Genomic DNA, 20,062 nt, shown 5'->3' with positions numbered 1-20,062 from the left:
TTAACGCAATATCAGGTACAGGTAGGTATAAACAACCGGAGCAGCTAACAACAGGCCGTCAAAGCGGTCCAGAAAGCCTCCGTGACCTGGCAGTATGTTTCCTGAATCCTTCACATTCAGGCTGCGTTTTAGCATAGACTCTACCAGATCACCCAGGGTCCCGAAAGAGACGATTAAAACAGACATCCCGGCCCATACAAATGGATTGATCTCCTTAAAAAATAAGGAGATGATATAAGAAGCCAGCAGGCTCACCAATACCCCGCCAAAGAAGCCTTCCCATGATTTCTTTGGCGAATGCCGCTCAAACAACCGCGTCTTTCCAAATTTAACCCCAAAAAGATAGGCCCCGGTATCATTGGCCCATAACATCAGCAAAAAGGCAAGCGGCAAATGGAAGCTATAGGTAGCCTGTTCCTGTATAAAACCCAGGGAATAAAAAAAGCAAAAAGGCACAGTTACATAAATAAGCCCTGCAAATGTATAGGATATATTAGAAAATGGGATTTTGTCTTTCTTATACAGCTCGCTGATGAATACCGAAAAAATCAGAGGAACAATAAGCAGCATAAATCTGTTTTCAAACTGAAGCAAATGATAACCTGCAATCATCAAAAAAATCAGCGTAGCAACAAATAAGGCAACATTTCTATGCGGTCTGATCCCTGCAGTTTTAATCATGTTAAAAAACTCCAGCAAGGCCGCAAGGCTCAATATCAGGTAAAAAAAAGTAAAAGTATAAGCTCCTAAAAAAATGGAGCCCAGCATTACAATGGTAAAAAAGAAAGCAGTTATCGCTCTTGTCTTCATCTGGCTTGTTTTTTAAAATATCGGAACAGCAAAAAAGTCAGTATTGCGCTAATGACATAACCGTACCAGGCAATATTCATCGTTTTATCGGTATCAGACAAAGGTATGTTGTTTTTTTGCATATACCATGCCGCACAAACCGCATAAGCATTATTTATAAAATGGGCAAACATGGCATACCACAAACTGCCGCCCCAGAAATACAGGTATCCAAAACCTGCACCGAGTAGCATCCGCGGCAAAAAGCCATAAAACTGCATATGGATAGCACTGAAAATAAATGCCGAGAACCAGATGGCCAGGTGCGGATTTCGGTACATCCGCCCCAGGGCACGTTGCAAAGCACCCCTGAACATCAGTTCTTCTGCTACAGCCGGCAACAGCGCAATCATCCCGATATTGATCAGAAAACTCCCGGTACTTTCCATTTTTAAAAGTGCCTTTGTCGTTTCCATAGCCTGGTCTTCTGCTGCCTTCATCCAGCGCTCAATTCCCTTTAAGGCATCAGGAAATACCATTTTCTGGTTCAGTGCCGCTACCCATTCCAATAAAGGTAAAGCAGCAGCCATAATCAGGAATACAGTTAAAATCAATCCCGGATCAGGTCGTTTAAACCCATAAAATCCATTTATTTTCCCGCCCTCTATTTTTGCAAGGAATAAAGCAGGAAACAAAAATAAGCCGATCTGCTGGGCACTGATCAAAATCCGCTGTGCGGGCAGGTAATGCCTGTCTGTACCCGATATCCAGTCCATATTGATTAATATTTCCCGTCCATAGATCAGATAAATGATGCCCATGCCTATCACACTTACCACAATAAGGCCTATGATCGCACAAAAGATCAAAATCAAAAGTTGTACAAAAGGGCTGTTTTCTTCCCTCGTTTTTTGTATGAAATTCATTATTTGTATTATTTGTACCTTTGTGCTGTGAATTTTGGTTTGAAGATATAAAAATGTCTGTAAAGATAGGAAATATTGATCTGGGGGAGTTCCCCCTGCTGCTGGCCCCAATGGAAGATGTAAGTGATCCTCCTTTCCGTTTTGTATGTAAACAAAGTGGGGTAGACATGATGTATACAGAATTTATTTCATCTGAAGGATTGATCAGGGATGCGGCTAAAAGCAGGGCCAAACTGGACATATTTGAATATGAAAGACCCATTGGGATACAAATATTTGGCAGCGAAATAGACCACATGCGTGAAGCTACTGAAATAGCTACACTAGCCAATCCCGATTTAATGGACATCAATTATGGCTGTCCGGTTAAAAATGTGGCCTGCCGGGGGGCAGGTGCCAGCCTGCTGCAGGATATTGATAAAATGGTGAAAATGACAGCGGCCGTAGTGAAGGCAACGCACCTGCCTGTAACCGTAAAAACACGGCTGGGCTGGGACGACAATACCAAAAATGTAGAGGAAGTAGCAGAACGTTTGCAGGATGTAGGTATACAGGCACTCACGATTCACGGACGAACCAGGGCGCAGCTCTATAAAGGCGAGGCCGACTGGACATTGATCCGTGAAATCAAACGCAACCCAAGGGTAAAAATCCCGATTTTTGGGAATGGGGATGTTGACAGTATACAAAAAGCAGCCGACTGGCGCATGGAATATGAAGTGGATGGGATCATGATTGGCCGCGCGGCCATAGGTTACCCCTGGATCTTCAGGGAGATCCGGCACTTCTTCAACACCGGCGAAATATTGCCTGGTCCTTCAATAGAAGAACGGGTAAACGTATGCCGCACGCACTTTGAAAAATCAATTGACTGGAAAGGACCAAGGGTAGGTATATTTGAAATGAGGCGTCATTACGCAAATTATTTCAAAGGAATACCCGACTTTAAAACCTATAGAATGCAATTGGTTAAAGAAGAAAATATTGAAACAATTCATAGCATTTTAGATGAAATAGCAGAAAAATATCAACATATTTACCCCTCGGGCGAAATGGCTTGATTTTTGAAATTATGGATTAAATAATAAGTTAAAATGGTTACTGCAATTACATTCGGAGTTAAAATTTCTGTTGAAACAACCTACCAGGAAGAACATTCCAATCCGGCAAACGCACATTTTATGTTTGCCTACCGAATTACCATTGAAAACCTGACAGATTATGCCGTTCAGCTGAAAAGGAGGCAATGGTTTATATTCGACTCAAATGGTACACAGCGCGAAGTAGAGGGAGAAGGTGTCGTAGGTGAACAGCCGGTAATTGAACCAGGTGCAAGTCATTCTTATGTATCAGGTTGTAACTTAAATACAGATATGGGTACCATGAGTGGCAATTACCTGATGTACCGTATTGCAGACGACCGCGATTTTATTGTAGATATTCCTGAATTTGAGTTGATCGTACCTTACCGCTTAAATTAGTTACCTGTTTTTTCCAAAAAGGATAGAAACATAATAAAACAGGTTGGCCAGTGCGCCCATAGCAGCCACCACATAGGTCATTGCTGCCCACCAAAGTGCATCTTTTGCCTGTACATGTTCTTCATTGGTATAAAGCACTGCCTTGTTATCCTTCAACCACACCAGGGCCCGCTTACTGGCATCAAATTCAACAGGAAGCGTAATGATACTGAATATAGTGATCAAAGCAAGCCCTGCTATACCAATACCCAATACTATGGGGTTAAAAGTAAAAGCGATCAGCAATACCCCCGCAATCAACACCCACTGCAGCAAATTAGAAGTAATGCTAACCACAGGAACCATATTTGATCTCAATTCCAGCCAATGGTACGACTTTGCATGCTGCACCGCATGCCCGCATTCATGAGCCGCAACAGCAGCAGCAGCCACACTCCGCCCATAATATACGTCTGTGCTTAAATTAACGGTTTTATCTTCCGGATTATAATGATCAGAAAGTGTTTTATCCGTACTCACCACCCTTACATCATAAATCCCATTATCGCGCAGCATTTTTTCTGCTATCTCTTTCCCTGAAAACCCCGAATTTAATTGCATTTCAGCGTATTTTGAAAACCTGCTTCTAAAACGCCATTGTACAAACATGCTAATAATCAGTATCGGAATTATCAAAACAACATAAGTTCCCATTTTTTTAAAGTATGTTTTTCAACATATGTTGATCAAAAAGTGTTCCCATTTTACTTTAGCCCAGGGAAGGAATCCAATTTATACTCTGAATACCCTACTTTTTTGCAGGATCAGCTAATTTTTTATCCTCAAGAAAATCATTTATCTGATTGGTGTGGTTAAAAGCAGTCAGTACACCCAGAAAAATATAGCATTTGATAAGGTATATCACATTTTATTACTATTATTTTTTGCAAAAACACAAATTATTGATGACATTTGATAACAATATTAGTATGGAAACAACAGGAATAGTATTATCAATTATCATATTGGCAGCCCTCGTTTTTTTATTGTTTAAAAAACCGGCATCGGATAAAAACCATGGTGCACTTCTGGAATTAAAAGATCAGGAACATCAGAAATCATTAAACTGGCTAAAGGATGAAAAACAAAAGCTGGAAGATGAATTGAATGATTTACGCCTCAATTTCATTACAGAACGCGGTAAGGTCATCAAGGCCGAAGAGGGCCTCCTGGCCCAGAAAGAAAGATATACCCAGCAGGAAAAATACATTGCCGAGTTGCAGCAGCAGTTTAAACTGGAATTTGAACACATAGCCAATAAAATCCTGGAAGAAAAAACAGAAAAATTTACCCTGCAAAACCGTGCAAATCTGGATGTCATTTTAAATCCGCTTAAAGAGAACATTAAAGCATTCGAGGAAAAGGTCGAAAAAGTCTATAAAGCCGAATCTGATGAGCGCAATGTGCTCAAAGGCGTAATTGCGCAACTGATGGACCAGAGCAAACAGATCCAGGAAGAAGCAGGCAATTTAACCAAAGCCCTTAAAGGCGATAATAAAAAACAAGGTAACTGGGGCGAGGTTATCCTGGAACGGGTGCTGGAACGCTCAGGTCTGCAGCGAGACAGGGAGTACAGGATACAAAGCAATTTAAGCTCATCAGAAGGCTCCAGGCTGCAGCCAGATGTCATTATTGACCTTCCAGACGATAAACACATTGTAATCGATTCTAAGGTCTCTCTGCTGGCTTATGAACGATTGGTTACATCGGATACCGACGAAGAACGGGAACTACAGCTAAAGCAACACCTCCTCTCTATCAAAACACATATCCAGGGTCTCTCGTCCAAAAATTATCAGGAACTTTACCAGATCAATTCTCCGGATTTTGTCCTTCTTTTCATTCCTATAGAATCTTCATTCGGTATTGCCGTACAGCAGGACGCCGAATTGTTCAATTATGCATGGGACAGAAAAGTAGTGATCGTAAGTCCATCAACCCTGCTGGCTACCTTACGGACCATCGCCAGTATCTGGAAACAGGAAAGACAAAACAGAAATGTGTTGGAAATAGCTCGCTTAAGCGGCAGCATGTACGATAAATTTGTAGGCTTTCTTACCGATATGGAAAGCATTGGCCGTAACATTAAACTTAGCCAGGATGCCTACGATAAAGCTTTAAACAAACTTTCTACAGGCACCGGAAACCTGTCAAATACCTCCGAAAAGATTAAAAAATTAGGTGCCAAAGCAACAAAGCAGATTGACACCCGTTTTTTAGATCAGGACGATAGCTTATAATTTAAAAGCATTCCAGCCCTGGGCTTTAAGCTCATGCACCACGTTGGATTTAGAGATCATTTTGCATCCCGAATTTTTATCGGTAATGTGACCGATAACACTGATATCCACATCATGTTTTAACTTCTCGTAATCCGACTGTTTAATGGTAAACAGCAATTCATAATCCTCACCTCCGTTTAAAGCACAAACAGTAGGATCCAACCCCAGTTCCCTTGCAGTTTCATAAGTCATCGGATCAATAGGCAGCTTTTCTTCATATAAAGTAGCCCCCCTTTCAGATTGCTGGCAGATGTGCAGGACCTCTGAAGCCAGTCCATCCGAAACGTCAATCATCGCGGTAGGTAAAATATCCATCTGGGCCAGCAGGTCAACAATATCCCTTCGGCCCTCAGGTTTCAGCTGCCGCTCTATAATATAGTCCTTTCCTTCCAGATCAGGCTGGATATCAGGATTTTCCATAAATATGAGCTTTTCCCTTTCCAGGATCTGCAAACCCACATAAGCACCCCCAAGGTCCCCCGAAACGCAAATAAGGTCTCCTTCCTGGGCACCGTTCCTGTATACAACTTCATTCTTTTCTGCATACCCTATACTGGTCACACTGATCACAAGCCCCTGCTTGCTCGAAGAAGTATCCCCCCCGACGAGGTCAATATTAAATTTATCGCATGCCAGCTGTATCCCTTTATAAATTTCTTCGACAGCCTCCAGTGGAAATTTGCTCGATATGCCGATAGAAACTGTTACCTGGGTAGCGATACCATTCATGGCATAAATATCGCTCAGATTCACTTGTATGGCTTTATAGCCTAAATGTATCAGCGGTACATAGGCCAGGTCAAAATGAATACCTTCCAGCAACAGATCGGTAGAAATCAAAACCTCTTTGTTTTCAAAATTCAATACTGCAGCATCATCGCCAATGCCTTTGATACTACTCTCATGTCTCACCTTAAAATGATCTGTCAGGTGTTTAATCAACCCAAACTCACCCAATTCAGCAATAGCTGTACGTTCTTTATTTTCAAACATTATTTTATTCTTTTACAACAAATTAACAGGTTATGCACATCATTAATTACAACTATACCTGTTAAAGACCCAGACTTGCCGAAATCTCCAGCATTCTTTCAATCGGCTTCCTCGCCTCAGCAATGATATTTGCAGGTACGGTAACTTCCGGAAGGCCGTTTTTAATACATAAATACAGCTTTTCCAGGGTATTTCTTTTCATATACGGACAATCATTGCAGGCACAGCTGTTATTTGGCGGTGCCGGAATAAAGGTTTTTCCAGGATTGGCCTTTTCCATCTGGTGAATAATTCCGCTTTCCGTAGCTACAATGAACTCCTTGGCATCGTTATTAATGGTGTATTTAAGCAATCCCGTTGTAGAACCAATATAATCTGCCATTTTTAATACCGCTTCCTCACATTCCGGGTGGGCAATGAACTTCGCATCCGGATGACGCTCCTTTAATTTGGTGATTTTTTCCCTCGAAAATATTTCATGTACCATACAGGCACCGTTCCACAATACCAGGTCCCTTCCTGTCTTTTTAGCAACCCAGGCTCCTAAATTTTTATCAGGACCAAATATGATCTTTTGTTCTTTAGGTAAACTTTCCACAATCTGGACTGCATTTGTGGAAGTACACACAATATCACTCAAAGCCTTTAATTCTGCCGTACAGTTTACATAGGTAATCACCAGGTGGTCAGGATACTTTTCTTTAAATTTCTTAAACAAATGTGGCGGACAACTATCTGCTAATGAACATCCTGCCTTTAAATCAGGTAACAATACCTTCTTGTCTGGCGAAAGGATCTTCGCTGTTTCGGCCATAAAATGTACACCTGCAAATACAATAACATCAGCTTCTGTCTTTGCAGCTTCTTGTGAAAGCCCTAAACTGTCGCCAATATAATCTGCTATATCCTGTATATCAGGCTCCTGGTAATAATGAGCCAGTACAATTGCATTCTTTTCTTTCTTTAATTTTTCAATTTCTTCAAAGAGGTCTAGAGTCGGATCAATACTTTCCTCTATAAAACCTTTCCTGTTCAATTCCTCCAAGGTATCCGTTTTCATCAGAATGAGTTTATGTTAGTTTTTACAGTTTTTCTGTTTTTTAACTTTTGTAAAGGTACGCAGTTTCAACACTTCAATAAATTATAATTATTTTAATATAAATAGATTTCTATTGTTTATTAGCCTGTGGATACTGTGTATAAATATCCGTTTTCTGTTCGATTATATGAGTTATTAATAATTTACTAACATTTAGATTACATTTTCTTTTAAAATATCAGCTGATTTACAGCGCTATATTTTTAAGTCTATAATTTTATCAATACAAATATGTTTATTGTTAAGAGGTGTGTAAAAAGTGGATAAAGTAGGAGAAGCTGCTTAAAAATAACTTAAAATATTGTGGCAAATTCCCTTTTTAGCTTAGCTTTAAACATTCAAAAAAAATTGTTCTTTTTGTTTATACACATAATCCACATAGATATCCACGTTGTTAACAAAACATCGTTTTTGATATCAAAAAGTGGTTTTTAACGAAAACAAAAAGAATATAGGTAGCCTTAAAAGCTTGATAATAAATTGAAAAGGAACAGCAGGTACGCATGAGAAAAGTAGATTTTTTAGTAATAGGATCGGGGATTGCCGGTTTAAGCTTTGCGTTGAAAGCCGCTCAGCACGGCAAGGTATTAATTGTGACCAAATCAAATGAAGATGAATCCAATACCAAATATGCCCAGGGTGGGGTAGCGGTGGTGATAGACAAAGATGATTCTTTTGATAAGCACATAGAAGATACGCTTATTGCCGGTGACGGATTGTGTGACAGAGAGATAGTAGAAATTGTGGTCAAAGAAGGTCCTCAACGCATCCAGGAAATTATCGATTACGGAATTAATTTTGACAAGGGAAGAAGTGGCGATTACGACCTGGCAAAAGAAGGAGGCCATTCAGAACATCGTGTTTTACACTATAAAGATGTTACCGGTTACGAAATTGAAAGCGTTTTATTAAAGCAGATTCACCAGAATAAAAACATAGAGATATTAACACATTACTTCTGTCTGGAGCTGATCACACAGCATCATTTGGGAGAACATGTGGATAAAAGTACCGAGGATATCAACTGTTATGGTATATATGCCTTTAATACAGAACTTAATGATGTGGAAAAGATCCTGGCTAATGTGACTATCATGGCCTCGGGTGGTGCAGGTCATGTGTATTCGAGTACTACCAATCCGGTAATTGCTACCGGAGATGGAATGGCGATGGTGTACCGGGCTAAAGGAAAAGTGCGGAATATGGAATTCATTCAGTTCCATCCAACAGCTTTATACAATCCCGGAGAGTACCCGGCTTTTTTAATTTCAGAAGCTGTACGGGGTTTCGGAGGCGTATTGAGAAGAAAAAATGGTGAAGAATTCATGTATGAGTATGACCAGCGGGGTTCATTGGCCCCAAGGGATATCGTAGCCAGGGCCATAGATGCCGAAATGAAGAAATCCGGCGAGGATTTTGTGTATTTGGACATTACAAATAGAAAAAAATCAGATATCCTGGCGCATTTTCCTAATATCTATGCCAAATGCCTGTCCATTGGTATAGATATGACCAAAGATCTCATTCCCGTTACCCCTGCGGCACATTACATGTGTGGAGGTATTCTGGTAGATGAATACGGAAGGTCTTCTATTAAAAATCTCTACGCTTGCGGAGAATGTTCTTCAACTGGTCTGCATGGGGCAAACAGGCTGGCATCCAACTCTTTACTGGAGGCTCCTGTGTTTGCACACCGCATCTATGAAGATGCAGTTAAGACCTTTAAAAACAATGTCATACCAGGCAATATTCCAGATTGGGACGCAAAAGGGGTTACCCAGTCTAATGAAGACATATTGGTTACGCACAATTTAAGGGAAACACAAAAATTGATGAGTGATTATGTGGGCATTGTGCGTTCAGATTTCCGACTGGAACGGGCAATGAGGAGGCTATTTTTATTACACGAAGAGACTGAGGAATTTTACAAGGCAAACAAGGTTTCTGTTAAATTGTGTGAACTCAGGAATGTCATACAGGTAGCTTTTATGGTTATTAAAGCCGCAATGATCAGAAAAGAAAGCAGGGGACTGCATTATACAACCGATTATCCGCAACATTCAACAGAATTAAAAGACACAATTTTTTAGCACATGCCAGTTATATTACCAGTTAAAGATAAAGACCCTAAATGGGGTAGCGATTGTTTTATTGCACCTAATGCAACTCTGGTGGGTGATGTCCTGATGGGCAACAATTGTTCCGTATGGTTTAATGCAGTGATCAGAGGGGATGTAAACAGTATTACCATTGGAAATGAGACCAATATACAGGATGGGGCAGTTATACACGCCACTTACCTCAAAGCTTCAACCATTATAGGTAACAGGGTATCCATAGGTCACAATGCAATTGTGCATGGCTGTATACTTAAAGACCATATCCTGGTTGGCATGGGTGCCATCATCATGGATCATGCATTGGTAGAAGAGTATTGTATCATTGCTGCCGGTGCTGTGGTGCTGGAGAATACACGCTGTGAAAGCGGTTATATTTATGCAGGTACACCTGCAAAAAAAATAAAGCCCATTACCGAAGAGCAAAGGGCTTTATTGAATAAACTGCCGGATAACTATATCATGTATTCCGACTGGTTCAGGTAGCTATTCTTTTGGAATAGTTACCGTTTCATTTCTTTCCCAAAGGGCTCGGATAGAGAGCTCTTTGGGTTCGTTCCATATCTTTTCAGGCTGTAAACCCAGTTTCACATTTCCAGTGTCCCATATCCCGTTTTTATTGGTATCGTAGGTGATGCGTAACCAGTATTTACCTGCTTTATAATTGGCAAACCTAACAGTTGTATCACGCTGAACTACCAGTGTATTGGCTACATTTTTATTGCCGTCGATCACTTCAAGTATATAGCTTTTATTGGGTTCAGGGGGTACAATTTTAACAATCAGGGTGCCGTAATCGTCTTTATTGCCCAGCTGAAAAGTCTTGATAAATTCTTTGTTTTTTGTATTGAATATGGCTGTTGCAGCCCCTGCTGCAAACTTTACCTCATAGGTCTTTTTAGCTTTCCAGGGATAACGGAAATAATAAGAGAGCAGGTCGGCACTATCTTTAACCAGTGTAAAGCCTGTGCGTGCAACGGAATCTTCCAGCAGGCTTATTTTACTCATATCCGTGCTTTCCAGCGGAAAATTGAAAGCCAGTCTGAGGTGCTGATTTGGATTAAGAAATTTGTTTTCTATATTGTCAGTCGCCGTAAGCGTCCTGGTATAAGTTTCTTTTTTGCCCCTGCTGAGCGTTGTGGTCTGAAGCACTTTGCCCTGGTCTTTGATGGTTATTTTTGTAGAGTCGAAGCTAAGATCCTTCAGCCAAACCCGCAAAGAATCATTGTTGCGACTAAATTTAATCAGTTTTGCAGCATCCAGGGCCGGAGGGTCTGTTACACTAACTTCCGGTTTTTTGAGCTTCTGGTTAAAGGCCAGGGAAATACTTCCATCCGTGTTGATACGTTTGTCCAGTATCCTGAATGTTTCAGCTTTTTCCTTAAAAAGGCTTAGATTGATGTTATCCAGGTTCTTTTCCAATACAATAGAGTCTTTTAAAAAAGCAACCTCATCACCAGCCTGCTGGTATATTTTATCGCCTCCCTTTTCTTTAATTGCATAGATCTTATAGGTATCTTTTCTTAAATTATTTAAAGCATAATTACCGCTGCTGTCGGTCGTGGTAAAAATGGAAGGTTTTTTCTTCCCAAAGAGCGTATCTCTGTTCAGGGGAAATATAAATACCAGGGCATCAAGTTCAGGTAGTCCTGTAACAGAATTTATAATTTTACCTTTAATACTCAGTGAATCCAGTTGTGGACCGGTTGAAAATACATAGGTAAAGTTTTTAACCACGTTGCCTTCATTTACATCTACTATGGCCTTGCCAAAATTCAGGGTATAGGTGGTATTTTTTTCCAGGGTATCCTGAATGGTGATTTCCAGTTTTTTGCCTTTGGCTTTCAAAGTAGGAGGGGTTTCCATTTCAGGTGAAACCGAAAACTCTTTGAACTCACTCTGCAATTTAAAATATTCATCAAATTCAATGACGATTTTTGGCGCCGTAAAATTGACCATCAGATTTTTTGGGGTCATTTTTAAAACTTTCGGCGGCTCGGTATCTTTTGGCCCACCCTGGGGCTGTTGTATACTTGCGCAGGCATAAAAGAGCATGCTGATGAAAATCAGAATTAAAAAATTCGGCAAGTTTACTGGAATTCTATTTTTACCCATTTATATGCGCTGTATTTAATTTATGTGCTTTTTTGATATATATCATTAAAAAAAGTTAAAAACCTCTTAAATCGCTTTAAAATAGCTCTGTTTTTAATATGGTGCTTTAGATATAATATGTTTAAAATCAATAAGTTATGAATTATTTACTGATGTGCACCATTAAAACGGAGATGTCGGAAGGTGAAACACCCGAAATCCGTGAAGCCTGCCCTAAAGTACGCGGTTTTATTTTCAATAACTTCTCCCTGGCTTCTTTTGATAAAGATACCAGTTGCGTGTAATCAAAATCAGGATTGATATCCCGGTCTTCCATTTTTTGCATTTTGCTTACAATTTCCTGTTCTTTTTCAAAATAGCTTTCGTATTTTATTTTGATTTCAGCCTGTTCAATTGTTTCTTTATCAAACTGACTCAGGAGTTCCTCCAGTGCCGGGCTCATTTGTCTGACATCATTTATGCCTACCTGGGGTCTGCTCAGGAGATTAAATAGTTTTACATTCTGGCTTAGCGGACTGGTGCCTAATTCTTCAAGCATGGTATTGGCGCTGCCCATGTCTATCCCTTGCTTTTTAGAGAAGGCCACAATGGCATCAGAATTTTGTATTTTCTCATTTACGATTTCCAGGCGCTCATCCGAGATCAGTCCTAACTTATGGGCAATAGGAGAGAGCCGGATATCTGCATTGTCCTGGCGCAGCAGCAAGCGGTGTTCAGCTCTTGAAGTGAACATACGGTAAGGCTCTTCAGTACCTTTTGTTACCAGGTCATCAATCAATACCCCTATATAGGACTCTGAACGCTTCATGATGAGCTCATGTTGGTCATTTACCTTCTGATGTGCGTTAATTCCGGCTATAAAACCTTGACTAGCAGCTTCTTCGTAGCCAGTTGTACCATTAATCTGTCCTGCAAAGAACAAATTGCTGATCAATTTCGTTTCCAGGGTCAGCGAAAGCTGTGTAGGCGGAAAATAATCGTATTCTATAGCATATCCCGGACGGAACATCCTGGCATTTTCAAATCCTGGGATCTGGGTAAGTGCCCTGTATTGTACATCTTCAGGTAAGGAAGTAGAGAATCCGTTTACATAAATTTCACAAGTGTTCCAGCCTTCTGGTTCTACAAAAATCTGGTGGCGTTCACGCTCCGCAAAGCGGTTGATCTTGTCTTCAATTGATGGACAATACCTAGGGCCAAGACCTTTGATCCTGCCCGTAAACATGGGTGATTTTTCGAATCCTTCTTTTAGGGTTTCGTGTACATTGGCATTCGTATAAGTGATCCAGCAGCAGCGTTGCGCTTTCGGAAGTTCAACATTGGTATAAGAAAAACGACCAGGATTTTCATCGCCCCATTGTTCTTCCATGACACTATAATTTAGCGATCGGCCATCTACCCGGGGTGGGGTACCGGTCTTCATTCTTCCGGCTTCAAATCCTATTGCAGTAAGCTGCTCGGTTAAACCGGTGGCTGCCTTTTCACCAGTTCTTCCACCTCCAAATTTTTTCTCACCAATATGGATCAAACCATTTAAAAACGTTCCGTTGGTAAGCACTACAGACTTGGCTTTGATCTCTACGCCTATAGATGTTCTTACGCCAATAACCGTATTGTTTTTGATGACAAGGCTGTTTACCATATCCTGCCAGAAGTCTACATTAGGCGTTCGCTCTAATGCCAATCTCCATTCTTCAGCAAATCTTTTTCTATCGTTCTGCGTTCTCGGGCTCCACATTGCTGGACCTTTTGAAAGGTTGAGCATGCGGAATTGCAGTGTGGTTTTGTCGCTAATGATGCCAGAATAGCCCCCCATAGCGTCAATTTCTCTAACGATCTGACCTTTTGCTACGCCTCCCATCGCTGGGTTGCAACTCATCTGGGCAATGGTTTCCATATTCATGGTAATGAGCAGTACAGAAGAACCCAGGTTGGCAGCAGCAGCGGCAGCTTCGCATCCGGCATGTCCTCCGCCCACTACAATTACGTCATATTCTTTAAACATTTTGTTTTTTGTTTTGTGTTTGTTCCACGTGGAACGTTTTTATTTTAATAGATTTTTTGCCTCAGATTCTATTTGTTTCACGTGAAACAATTTATTCTTTTATCTAATTTACTCAATTAATTTTGATGCATCCAGCTTGAATCTGCTTTTTATATTTCAGATAATATGAGCCATCTTTCTGATTTTTCTTCCAGTTCTGCATTTAGGTCTTCAATAGATTTTGTCGTTGCCTGTAATTCTATATAATTCGCACTGTCTATTTTTGTCAGCGAATCTGTAAGGGATACAATTTTCTTTTCTATTTCTGCAATTCTGCTTTCTAATTCTTCCAGTTCCCTTTGTTCTTTATAACTCAATTTTTTTACGGGAACGGCAGGAGTGATGGTGTTTAAATTTTCCTTTATTTTGTTTTCTGTTTTCTCTTTTGGCAGGTCTAAACTCAAGCGGTACTCTGAATAGTTTCCATTGTAAATAGCTACTTTTCCATTGCCTTCCATGATGAACAGTTGTTCGCTCATTTTGTCCAGCAGGTACCTGTCGTGGGAAACCAAAATTAAAACTCCAGGGAAATTTTCAAGGAACTCTTCCAGTACATTTAAGGTATCAATGTCCAGATCATTTGTCGGTTCATCCAGAATCAGAAAGTTTGGATTTTGCATCAGCACCTTCATCAGGTGTAACCTTTTCTTTTCCCCACCACTCAATTTTTCTACCATTCCATGTTGCTTCTTAGGGGGGAAGAGAAAGAGGGTAAGCAATTGTGAGGCCGAGATGGTTTGTCCATCTGCCATTTTGATGTATTCCGCATCCGACTTCACAATATCAATTACACGTTCCTTTTCGTTAAAAGCTAAGCCGCCTTGTTTGTAATATCCGTAAACAGTAGTTTCTCCAGTACTCACTTTGCCATGCTCCGGATTTAAATGACCTGTAATGATGTTCAGTAAAGTAGATTTTCCAGTTCCGTTTTTTCCGGCCAGACCAATCCTGTCCGCTTTTTTAAAAGTGTAGCTGAAATCATTGATGATGTCTTTACCATCAAAGGACTGACCAATATGGTCCAGTTCAAGGATCTTATTTCCTTGCCTTGACATTTTAACGTTTAACGTAACTTTTTGATTGTCAGTTCTTTGTTTGGTTTTACTCTCCAGATCATAGAACGCGTCTATTCTGGATTGCGATTTGGTGGTGCGCGCCGCTGGCATTCTGCGCATCCATTCCAATTCCTTTTTCAGCAGGTTTTTGTTTTTTTGAAATGTACTTTCGTCCGCCGCTTCCCGCTCAGATTTTTTCTCCAGAAAATAGGCATAATTTCCGTTGTAATTGTAAATCTTTCCGCGGTCAAGTTCTACAATGGTGTTACATACATTATCCAGGAAGTAACGATCGTGCGTAACCAGCAGCAGGGTTTTGTTTCCGGAGGTCAGTAATTTTTCCAGCCATTCTATCGTATCAATATCCAGGTGATTGGTCGGCTCATCCAATACATAAATCTCAGGGTCTTCGATCAGCAGCTTGGCAAGAGCCAGACGTTTTTTCTGCCCCCCAGATAAGGTTGAGATCTTTTGCTGCAGCTGATTAATGCCCATTCTGCTCAAAATTGTCTTTATCTCGTGTTCGTATTCCCAGGCATTGTGCTCACTTAATTCTTCATACAAACGGTTTAGTTTGTGTTCATCCGGATTGGGATCTTCAATTAGTTCCTCATATTCCCTGATCAGTTGCTGTTGTTTATTTTCCATCGAAAAGATAAAATCACTGATGGAATATCCCTCCGGAAAGGCTGGCTCCTGATCAAGAAATCCAATCTTTACAGATTTATTTTTTACAATCTTTCCTTCAAGAGGGGCGAACCGCTCGGCCAGGAGTTTCAATAAGGTGCTTTTTCCGGCTCCATTGATGCCTACCAGCGCTACGCGCTGACCAGACTGTATGCCCAGGGTTAAATTTTTAAATAGCCATTCGTCATGATAACCATGGCCTAAGTTTTCGGCTGCAATAAGTGTGCTCAATTCTGTTTAAACGATATTAGAGGTAAGAAAATTACCACAAAAGTAAACATTAATTTTTTGGTATATGCCTGGGCCTGTTTATAATAAAATATTTTGATCTCCAGCAAACAGAAATGAGCCGGGATATCAATTGTAACATAAATGTTATACAATGATTTATTTTGTCTGCGAAACGGATCCAAACAACGCTAAAAAACGACCTTCATATGAGCGTTTTGAAGAAGAAAAGCGCCTGGGCCTGATGCGTGAGTCATAAAAAGCAAAAAGAGGCTTAAAACGCTTAAAAATGCCTGAAACGGCGATGCGGTGTGTTTTAAGGAAGCCGATGTCAAAAGCCACAGCAGGGAGGGGTGAAAATCAGGAATTTTGCAGCAGGGAGAGATAATGGTCTTCACGCGCGGTCATCTGCAGCTTTGCCGCTTTGCCCTTATCTTTATAGCCCAGCAAATGCAATGTCCCATGGATGATCACTCTGCACAGTTCATCATGAGCAGCAACTTTCAGCCCTTTCGCATTTTCCCTGATCCGCTCTATGCTGATAAAAATATCTCCCACAATTGTCTTTGGCTGCTCTGAATTGTCGAAAGTAATGACATCGGTATAATCGTCGTGCTGCAGGTATTCCTGGTTGATGCGCAGCAGGTATTCGTCCGAGCAAAAAATAAAGTTCAGCTCCTCCAAAACATAACCTTCCGCGGTAACAGCCAGTTTCAGCCAGTCCTTAATGGCGGTTTTCTTTTTTAAGGTATAGGTAATGTCCTCTGTAAAAAAATGGATTTTTGCTTTGCTCATCAGATCAGAATTATTGCCCCGAATTTAGCAATTTAAAATACTCCGTAATTTTATTTTTGTAATAGTGGTTTAAATTTGGCGGGAGTTTTTGCAGCCACTCCGTCTCATTTTTTTGCTGCGACTTAAATTTATCCAGCATTTGCTTATAGGAAGGAGGGAAATCCTGACCTGCCTTACTTTCTCTTTTTGCATCCTGTTCTTGCTCTCTTTCTGCCTTTTCCGCATCCAGCAGCTTAAGCAGCAGCTCTTTCTGACGGTTCATGGTTTGCTGTTCAATACGCTTGTTTACCAGGTCAGATTCTGTCGCTTTCATGTCCTGTATCATCTGGTTCAGGTTGCCCAGCGGGCCTTTCCCGTCCTTATTGTCTTCCCGGTTTATTTTTTGCAGCGCTTCCCGGATCATCTGCTGCTGTTGTGCCATTTTGGCAAATTCCTCACTCATGCTTCCCTTAGGCACCGTTCCTTTATTGCCGTTTTTCTGCATTTGTTCGCGGGCCTGCTGCATCTTGCTGTTCAGCTGCTGCTGCATCTGTTCCAGCTGTTTCATGCTTTGTTTTTTGCTGCCTTTGCCCCCGCCTTTGCTGTTTTTCATCATGTTTTGCAATTGATCCAGGGCCTCGTTCAGCATCAGCGAAAGGTTATTGATGGAAGTCATGGTGTACTGCTGGTTCCGGTTTGCTGCCGCGGTATTTCTTTCGCCCAGGTTTTCCAGGCTTTTGTCCATATTGAAATTGATCTTCTGCATTTCCTCATTTACGGCAGTTTCTATCTGCGGCACCCGTTTGCTCAAAGAAAAAAGACTATCTGCAATGGTTTTCACATTGTCTTTTATCGCGCGCTGTTTCTGGACATTGGCGGTATACTGGGGGTCACTGCTGCTCAGCCGTTTAAGGCTCAGCATTACTTTTTCCTGGTCAAATGAAGTTTTCAGCAGGTTTTCCAGCAGTTGGCGCAACTCCTGAGCATTCAGGTTATTTTCCATTTCGGCAGATTCCTGCTGCATCTCTTCCATTTTTTTTGCCAGTTGCTCCATTTGCTCCCCGGCTTTTTGCTGCTGTTCTGATGCTTTTTTACGGTCGTTTTTATCCAGTTGGCCTTCACTTTCCCGCTGTTGCTGTTTAATGTCCCCGGTTTCTTTTTCCGGGTTTTGAAAAGGATTGGGCCGCTCCAGTTCCTGGTTTTTTTTCTCCAGCTTTTTCAGTTCCTTCTGTAGCTCATCAAAAGATTTGGATAGCGCTTTCTGCTGGTTTTTAAGGTCGGGGGCCTGTGCATCCTTACTTAAACTCTGCTTTGCCTGTTCCTTTTGGGCCTTTGCCAGTTCGTTCAGCCGGTCGATTTGATTTTGCAGGTTCTGCTCAAATTCAAGTTGTTTGTACAGTTCTAAAATGCGGTCCAGCTCATTTTTAAGTGATTTATTGTCCATCTGCATTTTGGAAAGCTCATTTTGTGCCTGGTCTTTATTGTTCTGGTCCATTAAATTTTGCAGCTTTTCCAGTAAAGATTTGGTCTTTTCATCCAACACATTGTTAAACAGATCATCTATCTTTTTCTGCTTCTCGGCAAGTTCCTGCTTCAGGGCGCTGTTTTCTTCCTTATCCAGACTGTTTTTCTTGTTCAGGTTATTGATCTCTTTAACGGCCTCTTCCAATTGTTTTTGCTTATCGAGCAATTGTTCAATCTGTTTTTTGTCGTCAAATGTGATCTGTTTTTTATCCAGTAATGTTTCCGCCAGTTTTTTGCTTTCTTTTTCTACCTGACCGGCCAGCTTAATGGTTTTTTCCATTTGCTGTTTCAAGGCATTGCTTTGCTCGTTTATTTTCTCTGCAGCTTCCCCGGCCGTGGGCACGGCAAACAGGCGAATCTCAGACTTTGTTGATTTAGGTCCATTTACACCGTCGTTATCTGAAACTTCAAAATAGTACTCCAGGGTTTGTCCAGGCAACAGTGGGGCCTCCTTAAGGTTCCAGAAATAGAAGAAAGCGCTCTCCTGCCGGCCCTTTTTTATTGGTATAACTGTTGTTACGGTTTTTTTTAGCTTATCATTTTCTTTCACCAGGTATTTAAATTTCAAAGCGCTGAAACCATGGTCATCACTGATGTTGCCCGAAAAATATAAGGCTTTGCTGCTCAGCGAATCCTGCGCTTCTGTAACAGAAATGCCAGGATATTCATCCTTGATCACATTGATCTGATGACTTAAGGAGTCTTTGCTGCCAATAAAATTGTTTTTTGGAACAATGCTGTAAGCCGATGACTGCCGAATGATGCTGGCATAGGAAAACAAATTGTTTTCTGCGGACAGCATTACCGTTTTCGTCCCCAGGATAAAAGCCAGCTTATTTGTATTTCTGGTTTCCATCTGCCAGGTTACATGGGTTCCTTCGGGCAATAGCATATCGCTGGCATTCTGAACCGTTTCGTCCTTTTTATTCAGGTAGGCCGGATATTTTAGCAAGGCCGTTAACATCATTACCAAGGGCTTGGGCTTTACTGTAAGGTTATACGCTGTGGAATTAAAACCACCTGCAGAAAAAGAAATCACCTGACTTTTCTGTATATTTTTAAAAGTATAGTTAAACTGTGTAATGCTTTCTTTTTCCAGTTTATAGGTGTTTGCACCGGTATTCACATAAACTTCCTGTGGAAGTTCGTTGCCCGTTAATTTCAATTGCAGTTTTACATCATCGCCCTGGGCCGCCGTGAGGTTCCTGTTCAGTAGTACAAAATTAAAGGGAGCTTTGGGCAATACCTGAGTATTGTAGCGCATAAAACTGCTGGTACCTTCTTTTAAAATGGCAGGAGCAACAATGGCTATCAGGATAATAACGGATGCCGGTGCCAGAAAATATTTGATGTATTTCCTGTTGTCGGCCAGCTTTATGGCATTTGAAAAGGGGATAGGCCTTAATTCAGCAATCTTCTGGTCTATACCTGCAAGAATAAGGGAATTTTGTTCCGGTGAAGCATCGGCCATTGCTTTAAGCTGCAATGTATTTAGCAGTTTGTCTTTGATGCTTAAAAAATGGGTGCCGATAATAGCAGAAGCCTGTTCAAGACTTATGTTCTTCCCCAGCCTGAAGTACGAAAGGGCGGGGGCGATGATCAGCATTGCAATTGCAGCAGCGGCAATAGCTATAAAGCCAAAAAAGAAAGCAGTTTTGGTTCCGGGTCCAGGCTGCGTATAATAGATCAGCACAAACAACATCAGGTATAAGGCCAGTAGCAGCGTGGCTGTATAAATGATGCCACGTAAAAGTTTGTTGAGGTAAAACTTTTGCGTAAACTCATTAATTTTTGAAATCAAAAGTTCGTAATTGCTGTTCATCCAGGCTAAATAAAACTTAAGAGATAAAAATCAGTATTTTTTTTGATAAAAAGGCAGCGGTAAGCGGGTTAATTCTTCGCCGCTTAA

At 41.0% G+C, this 20,062-nt stretch carries 15 protein-coding genes; 5 read left to right on the top strand and 10 right to left on the bottom strand.

Going from position 1 to position 20,062, the window contains the following annotated elements; all coding sequences use genetic code 11:
- Positions 1-810 (bottom strand): phosphatidate cytidylyltransferase, encoded by an 810-nt coding sequence (locus ABIE26_RS15460; protein ID WP_310141584.1) that lies wholly within the window; start codon positions 808-810, stop codon positions 1-3.
- The gene (locus ABIE26_RS15455) at positions 807-1,715 is read right to left on the bottom strand and encodes a CPBP family intramembrane glutamic endopeptidase (RefSeq protein ID WP_310141585.1); all 909 of its coding nucleotides are present in this window, start codon (positions 1,713-1,715) and stop codon (positions 807-809) included. Before ABIE26_RS15455 ends, ABIE26_RS15460 begins: the two co-directional genes overlap by 4 nt.
- 53 nt (positions 1,716-1,768) lie before the next feature.
- Here ABIE26_RS15455 and dusB point away from each other — a divergent pair, with 53 nt between their 5' ends.
- Both dusB and apaG read left to right on the top strand, forming a co-directional pair.
- Positions 1,769-2,776 carry a tRNA dihydrouridine synthase DusB gene (dusB, locus tag ABIE26_RS15450; protein WP_310141588.1) on the top strand — a complete coding sequence of 336 codons (1,008 nt, stop codon included), beginning with the start codon at positions 1,769-1,771 and terminating at the stop codon, positions 2,774-2,776.
- Between the two features lie 33 nt (positions 2,777-2,809).
- The gene (gene apaG / locus ABIE26_RS15445) at positions 2,810-3,196 is read left to right on the top strand and encodes a Co2+/Mg2+ efflux protein ApaG (protein ID WP_084238291.1); all 387 of its coding nucleotides are present in this window, start codon (positions 2,810-2,812) and stop codon (positions 3,194-3,196) included.
- Here the strand turns inward: apaG and ABIE26_RS15440 are convergent, their stop codons facing one another.
- Entirely contained in the window at positions 3,197-3,889 is a 693-nt protein-coding gene (locus ABIE26_RS15440) for a zinc metallopeptidase (protein WP_310141591.1), read from the bottom strand.
- A gap of 275 nt (positions 3,890-4,164) precedes the next feature.
- Here ABIE26_RS15440 and rmuC point away from each other — a divergent pair, with 275 nt between their 5' ends.
- Positions 4,165-5,475, top strand: a complete 1,311-nt coding sequence (gene rmuC / locus ABIE26_RS15435; protein ID WP_310141592.1) for a DNA recombination protein RmuC — start codon at positions 4,165-4,167, stop codon at positions 5,473-5,475.
- Here rmuC and thiL read toward each other — a convergent pair.
- Positions 5,470-6,510, bottom strand: a complete 1,041-nt coding sequence (gene thiL, locus ABIE26_RS15430; protein ID WP_310141594.1) for a thiamine-phosphate kinase — start codon at positions 6,508-6,510, stop codon at positions 5,470-5,472. The two genes, rmuC and thiL, sit on opposite strands and share 6 nt — an antisense overlap.
- Positions 6,511-6,571: 61 nt before the next feature.
- Positions 6,572-7,570: a quinolinate synthase NadA gene (gene nadA, locus ABIE26_RS15425; protein WP_310141595.1), complete on the bottom strand. Its 999-nt coding sequence runs from the start codon at positions 7,568-7,570 to the stop codon at positions 6,572-6,574.
- A gap of 542 nt (positions 7,571-8,112) precedes the next feature.
- Between nadA and nadB the strand changes: the two genes are divergently transcribed.
- A complete protein-coding gene (nadB, locus tag ABIE26_RS15420; protein WP_310141596.1) occupies positions 8,113-9,699 on the top strand; it encodes an L-aspartate oxidase in 1,587 nt (528 codons plus the stop codon).
- 3 nt (positions 9,700-9,702) lie between these two features.
- A complete protein-coding gene (locus ABIE26_RS15415) occupies positions 9,703-10,212 on the top strand; it encodes a gamma carbonic anhydrase family protein (protein WP_310141599.1) in 510 nt (169 codons plus the stop codon).
- Here ABIE26_RS15415 and ABIE26_RS15410 read toward each other — a convergent pair whose 3' ends face one another.
- The 5 genes from ABIE26_RS15410 to ABIE26_RS15390 form a co-directional block, all read right to left on the bottom strand.
- Positions 10,213-11,781 carry an Ig-like domain-containing protein gene (locus ABIE26_RS15410; protein ID WP_354376051.1) on the bottom strand — a complete coding sequence of 523 codons (1,569 nt, stop codon included), beginning with the start codon at positions 11,779-11,781 and terminating at the stop codon, positions 10,213-10,215. It abuts the gene before it with no gap.
- Positions 11,782-11,983: 202 nt separating this feature from the next.
- A complete protein-coding gene (gene mnmG, locus ABIE26_RS15405; protein WP_310141603.1) occupies positions 11,984-13,846 on the bottom strand; it encodes a tRNA uridine-5-carboxymethylaminomethyl(34) synthesis enzyme MnmG in 1,863 nt (620 codons plus the stop codon).
- Positions 13,847-13,995: 149 nt separating this feature from the next.
- Entirely contained in the window at positions 13,996-15,858 is a 1,863-nt protein-coding gene (locus ABIE26_RS15400; protein ID WP_310141606.1) for an ABC-F family ATP-binding cassette domain-containing protein, read from the bottom strand.
- Positions 15,859-16,215: 357 nt separating this feature from the next.
- The gene (ybeY, locus tag ABIE26_RS15395; protein ID WP_310141607.1) at positions 16,216-16,650 is read right to left on the bottom strand and encodes an rRNA maturation RNase YbeY; all 435 of its coding nucleotides are present in this window, start codon (positions 16,648-16,650) and stop codon (positions 16,216-16,218) included.
- A gap of 10 nt (positions 16,651-16,660) precedes the next feature.
- Positions 16,661-19,975: a DUF4175 family protein gene (locus ABIE26_RS15390; RefSeq protein WP_310141609.1), complete on the bottom strand. Its 3,315-nt coding sequence runs from the start codon at positions 19,973-19,975 to the stop codon at positions 16,661-16,663.
- Positions 19,976-20,062: the final 87 nt, after the last annotated feature.

The organism is Pedobacter africanus, from assembly GCF_040548825.1.
GTDB classification, from domain to species: Bacteria; Bacteroidota; Bacteroidia; order Sphingobacteriales; family Sphingobacteriaceae; genus Pedobacter; species Pedobacter africanus_A.
This window is presented reverse-complemented; position numbering and strand designations above follow the sequence as displayed.

Coding starts and splice junctions, on each gene's coding strand:
- dusB (WP_310141588.1), top strand. CDS start 1,769: ATGTCTGTAAAGATAGGAAATATTGATCTGGGGGAGTTCCCCCTGCTG.
- ABIE26_RS15455 (WP_310141585.1), bottom strand. CDS start 1,715: ATGAATTTCATACAAAAAACGAGGGAAGAAAACAGCCCTTTTGTACAA.
- ABIE26_RS15415 (WP_310141599.1), top strand. CDS start 9,703: ATGCCAGTTATATTACCAGTTAAAGATAAAGACCCTAAATGGGGTAGC.
- ABIE26_RS15460 (WP_310141584.1), bottom strand. CDS start 810: ATGAAGACAAGAGCGATAACTGCTTTCTTTTTTACCATTGTAATGCTG.
- mnmG (WP_310141603.1), bottom strand. CDS start 13,846: ATGTTTAAAGAATATGACGTAATTGTAGTGGGCGGAGGACATGCCGGA.
- nadA (WP_310141595.1), bottom strand. CDS start 7,570: ATGAAAACGGATACCTTGGAGGAATTGAACAGGAAAGGTTTTATAGAG.
- thiL (WP_310141594.1), bottom strand. CDS start 6,510: ATGTTTGAAAATAAAGAACGTACAGCTATTGCTGAATTGGGTGAGTTT.
- ABIE26_RS15410 (WP_354376051.1), bottom strand. CDS start 11,781: ATGCTCTTTTATGCCTGCGCAAGTATACAACAGCCCCAGGGTGGGCCA.
- ybeY (WP_310141607.1), bottom strand. CDS start 16,650: ATGAGCAAAGCAAAAATCCATTTTTTTACAGAGGACATTACCTATACC.
- rmuC (WP_310141592.1), top strand. CDS start 4,165: ATGGAAACAACAGGAATAGTATTATCAATTATCATATTGGCAGCCCTC.
- nadB (WP_310141596.1), top strand. CDS start 8,113: ATGAGAAAAGTAGATTTTTTAGTAATAGGATCGGGGATTGCCGGTTTA.
- ABIE26_RS15390 (WP_310141609.1), bottom strand. CDS start 19,975: ATGAACAGCAATTACGAACTTTTGATTTCAAAAATTAATGAGTTTACG.
- apaG (WP_084238291.1), top strand. CDS start 2,810: ATGGTTACTGCAATTACATTCGGAGTTAAAATTTCTGTTGAAACAACC.
- ABIE26_RS15440 (WP_310141591.1), bottom strand. CDS start 3,889: ATGGGAACTTATGTTGTTTTGATAATTCCGATACTGATTATTAGCATG.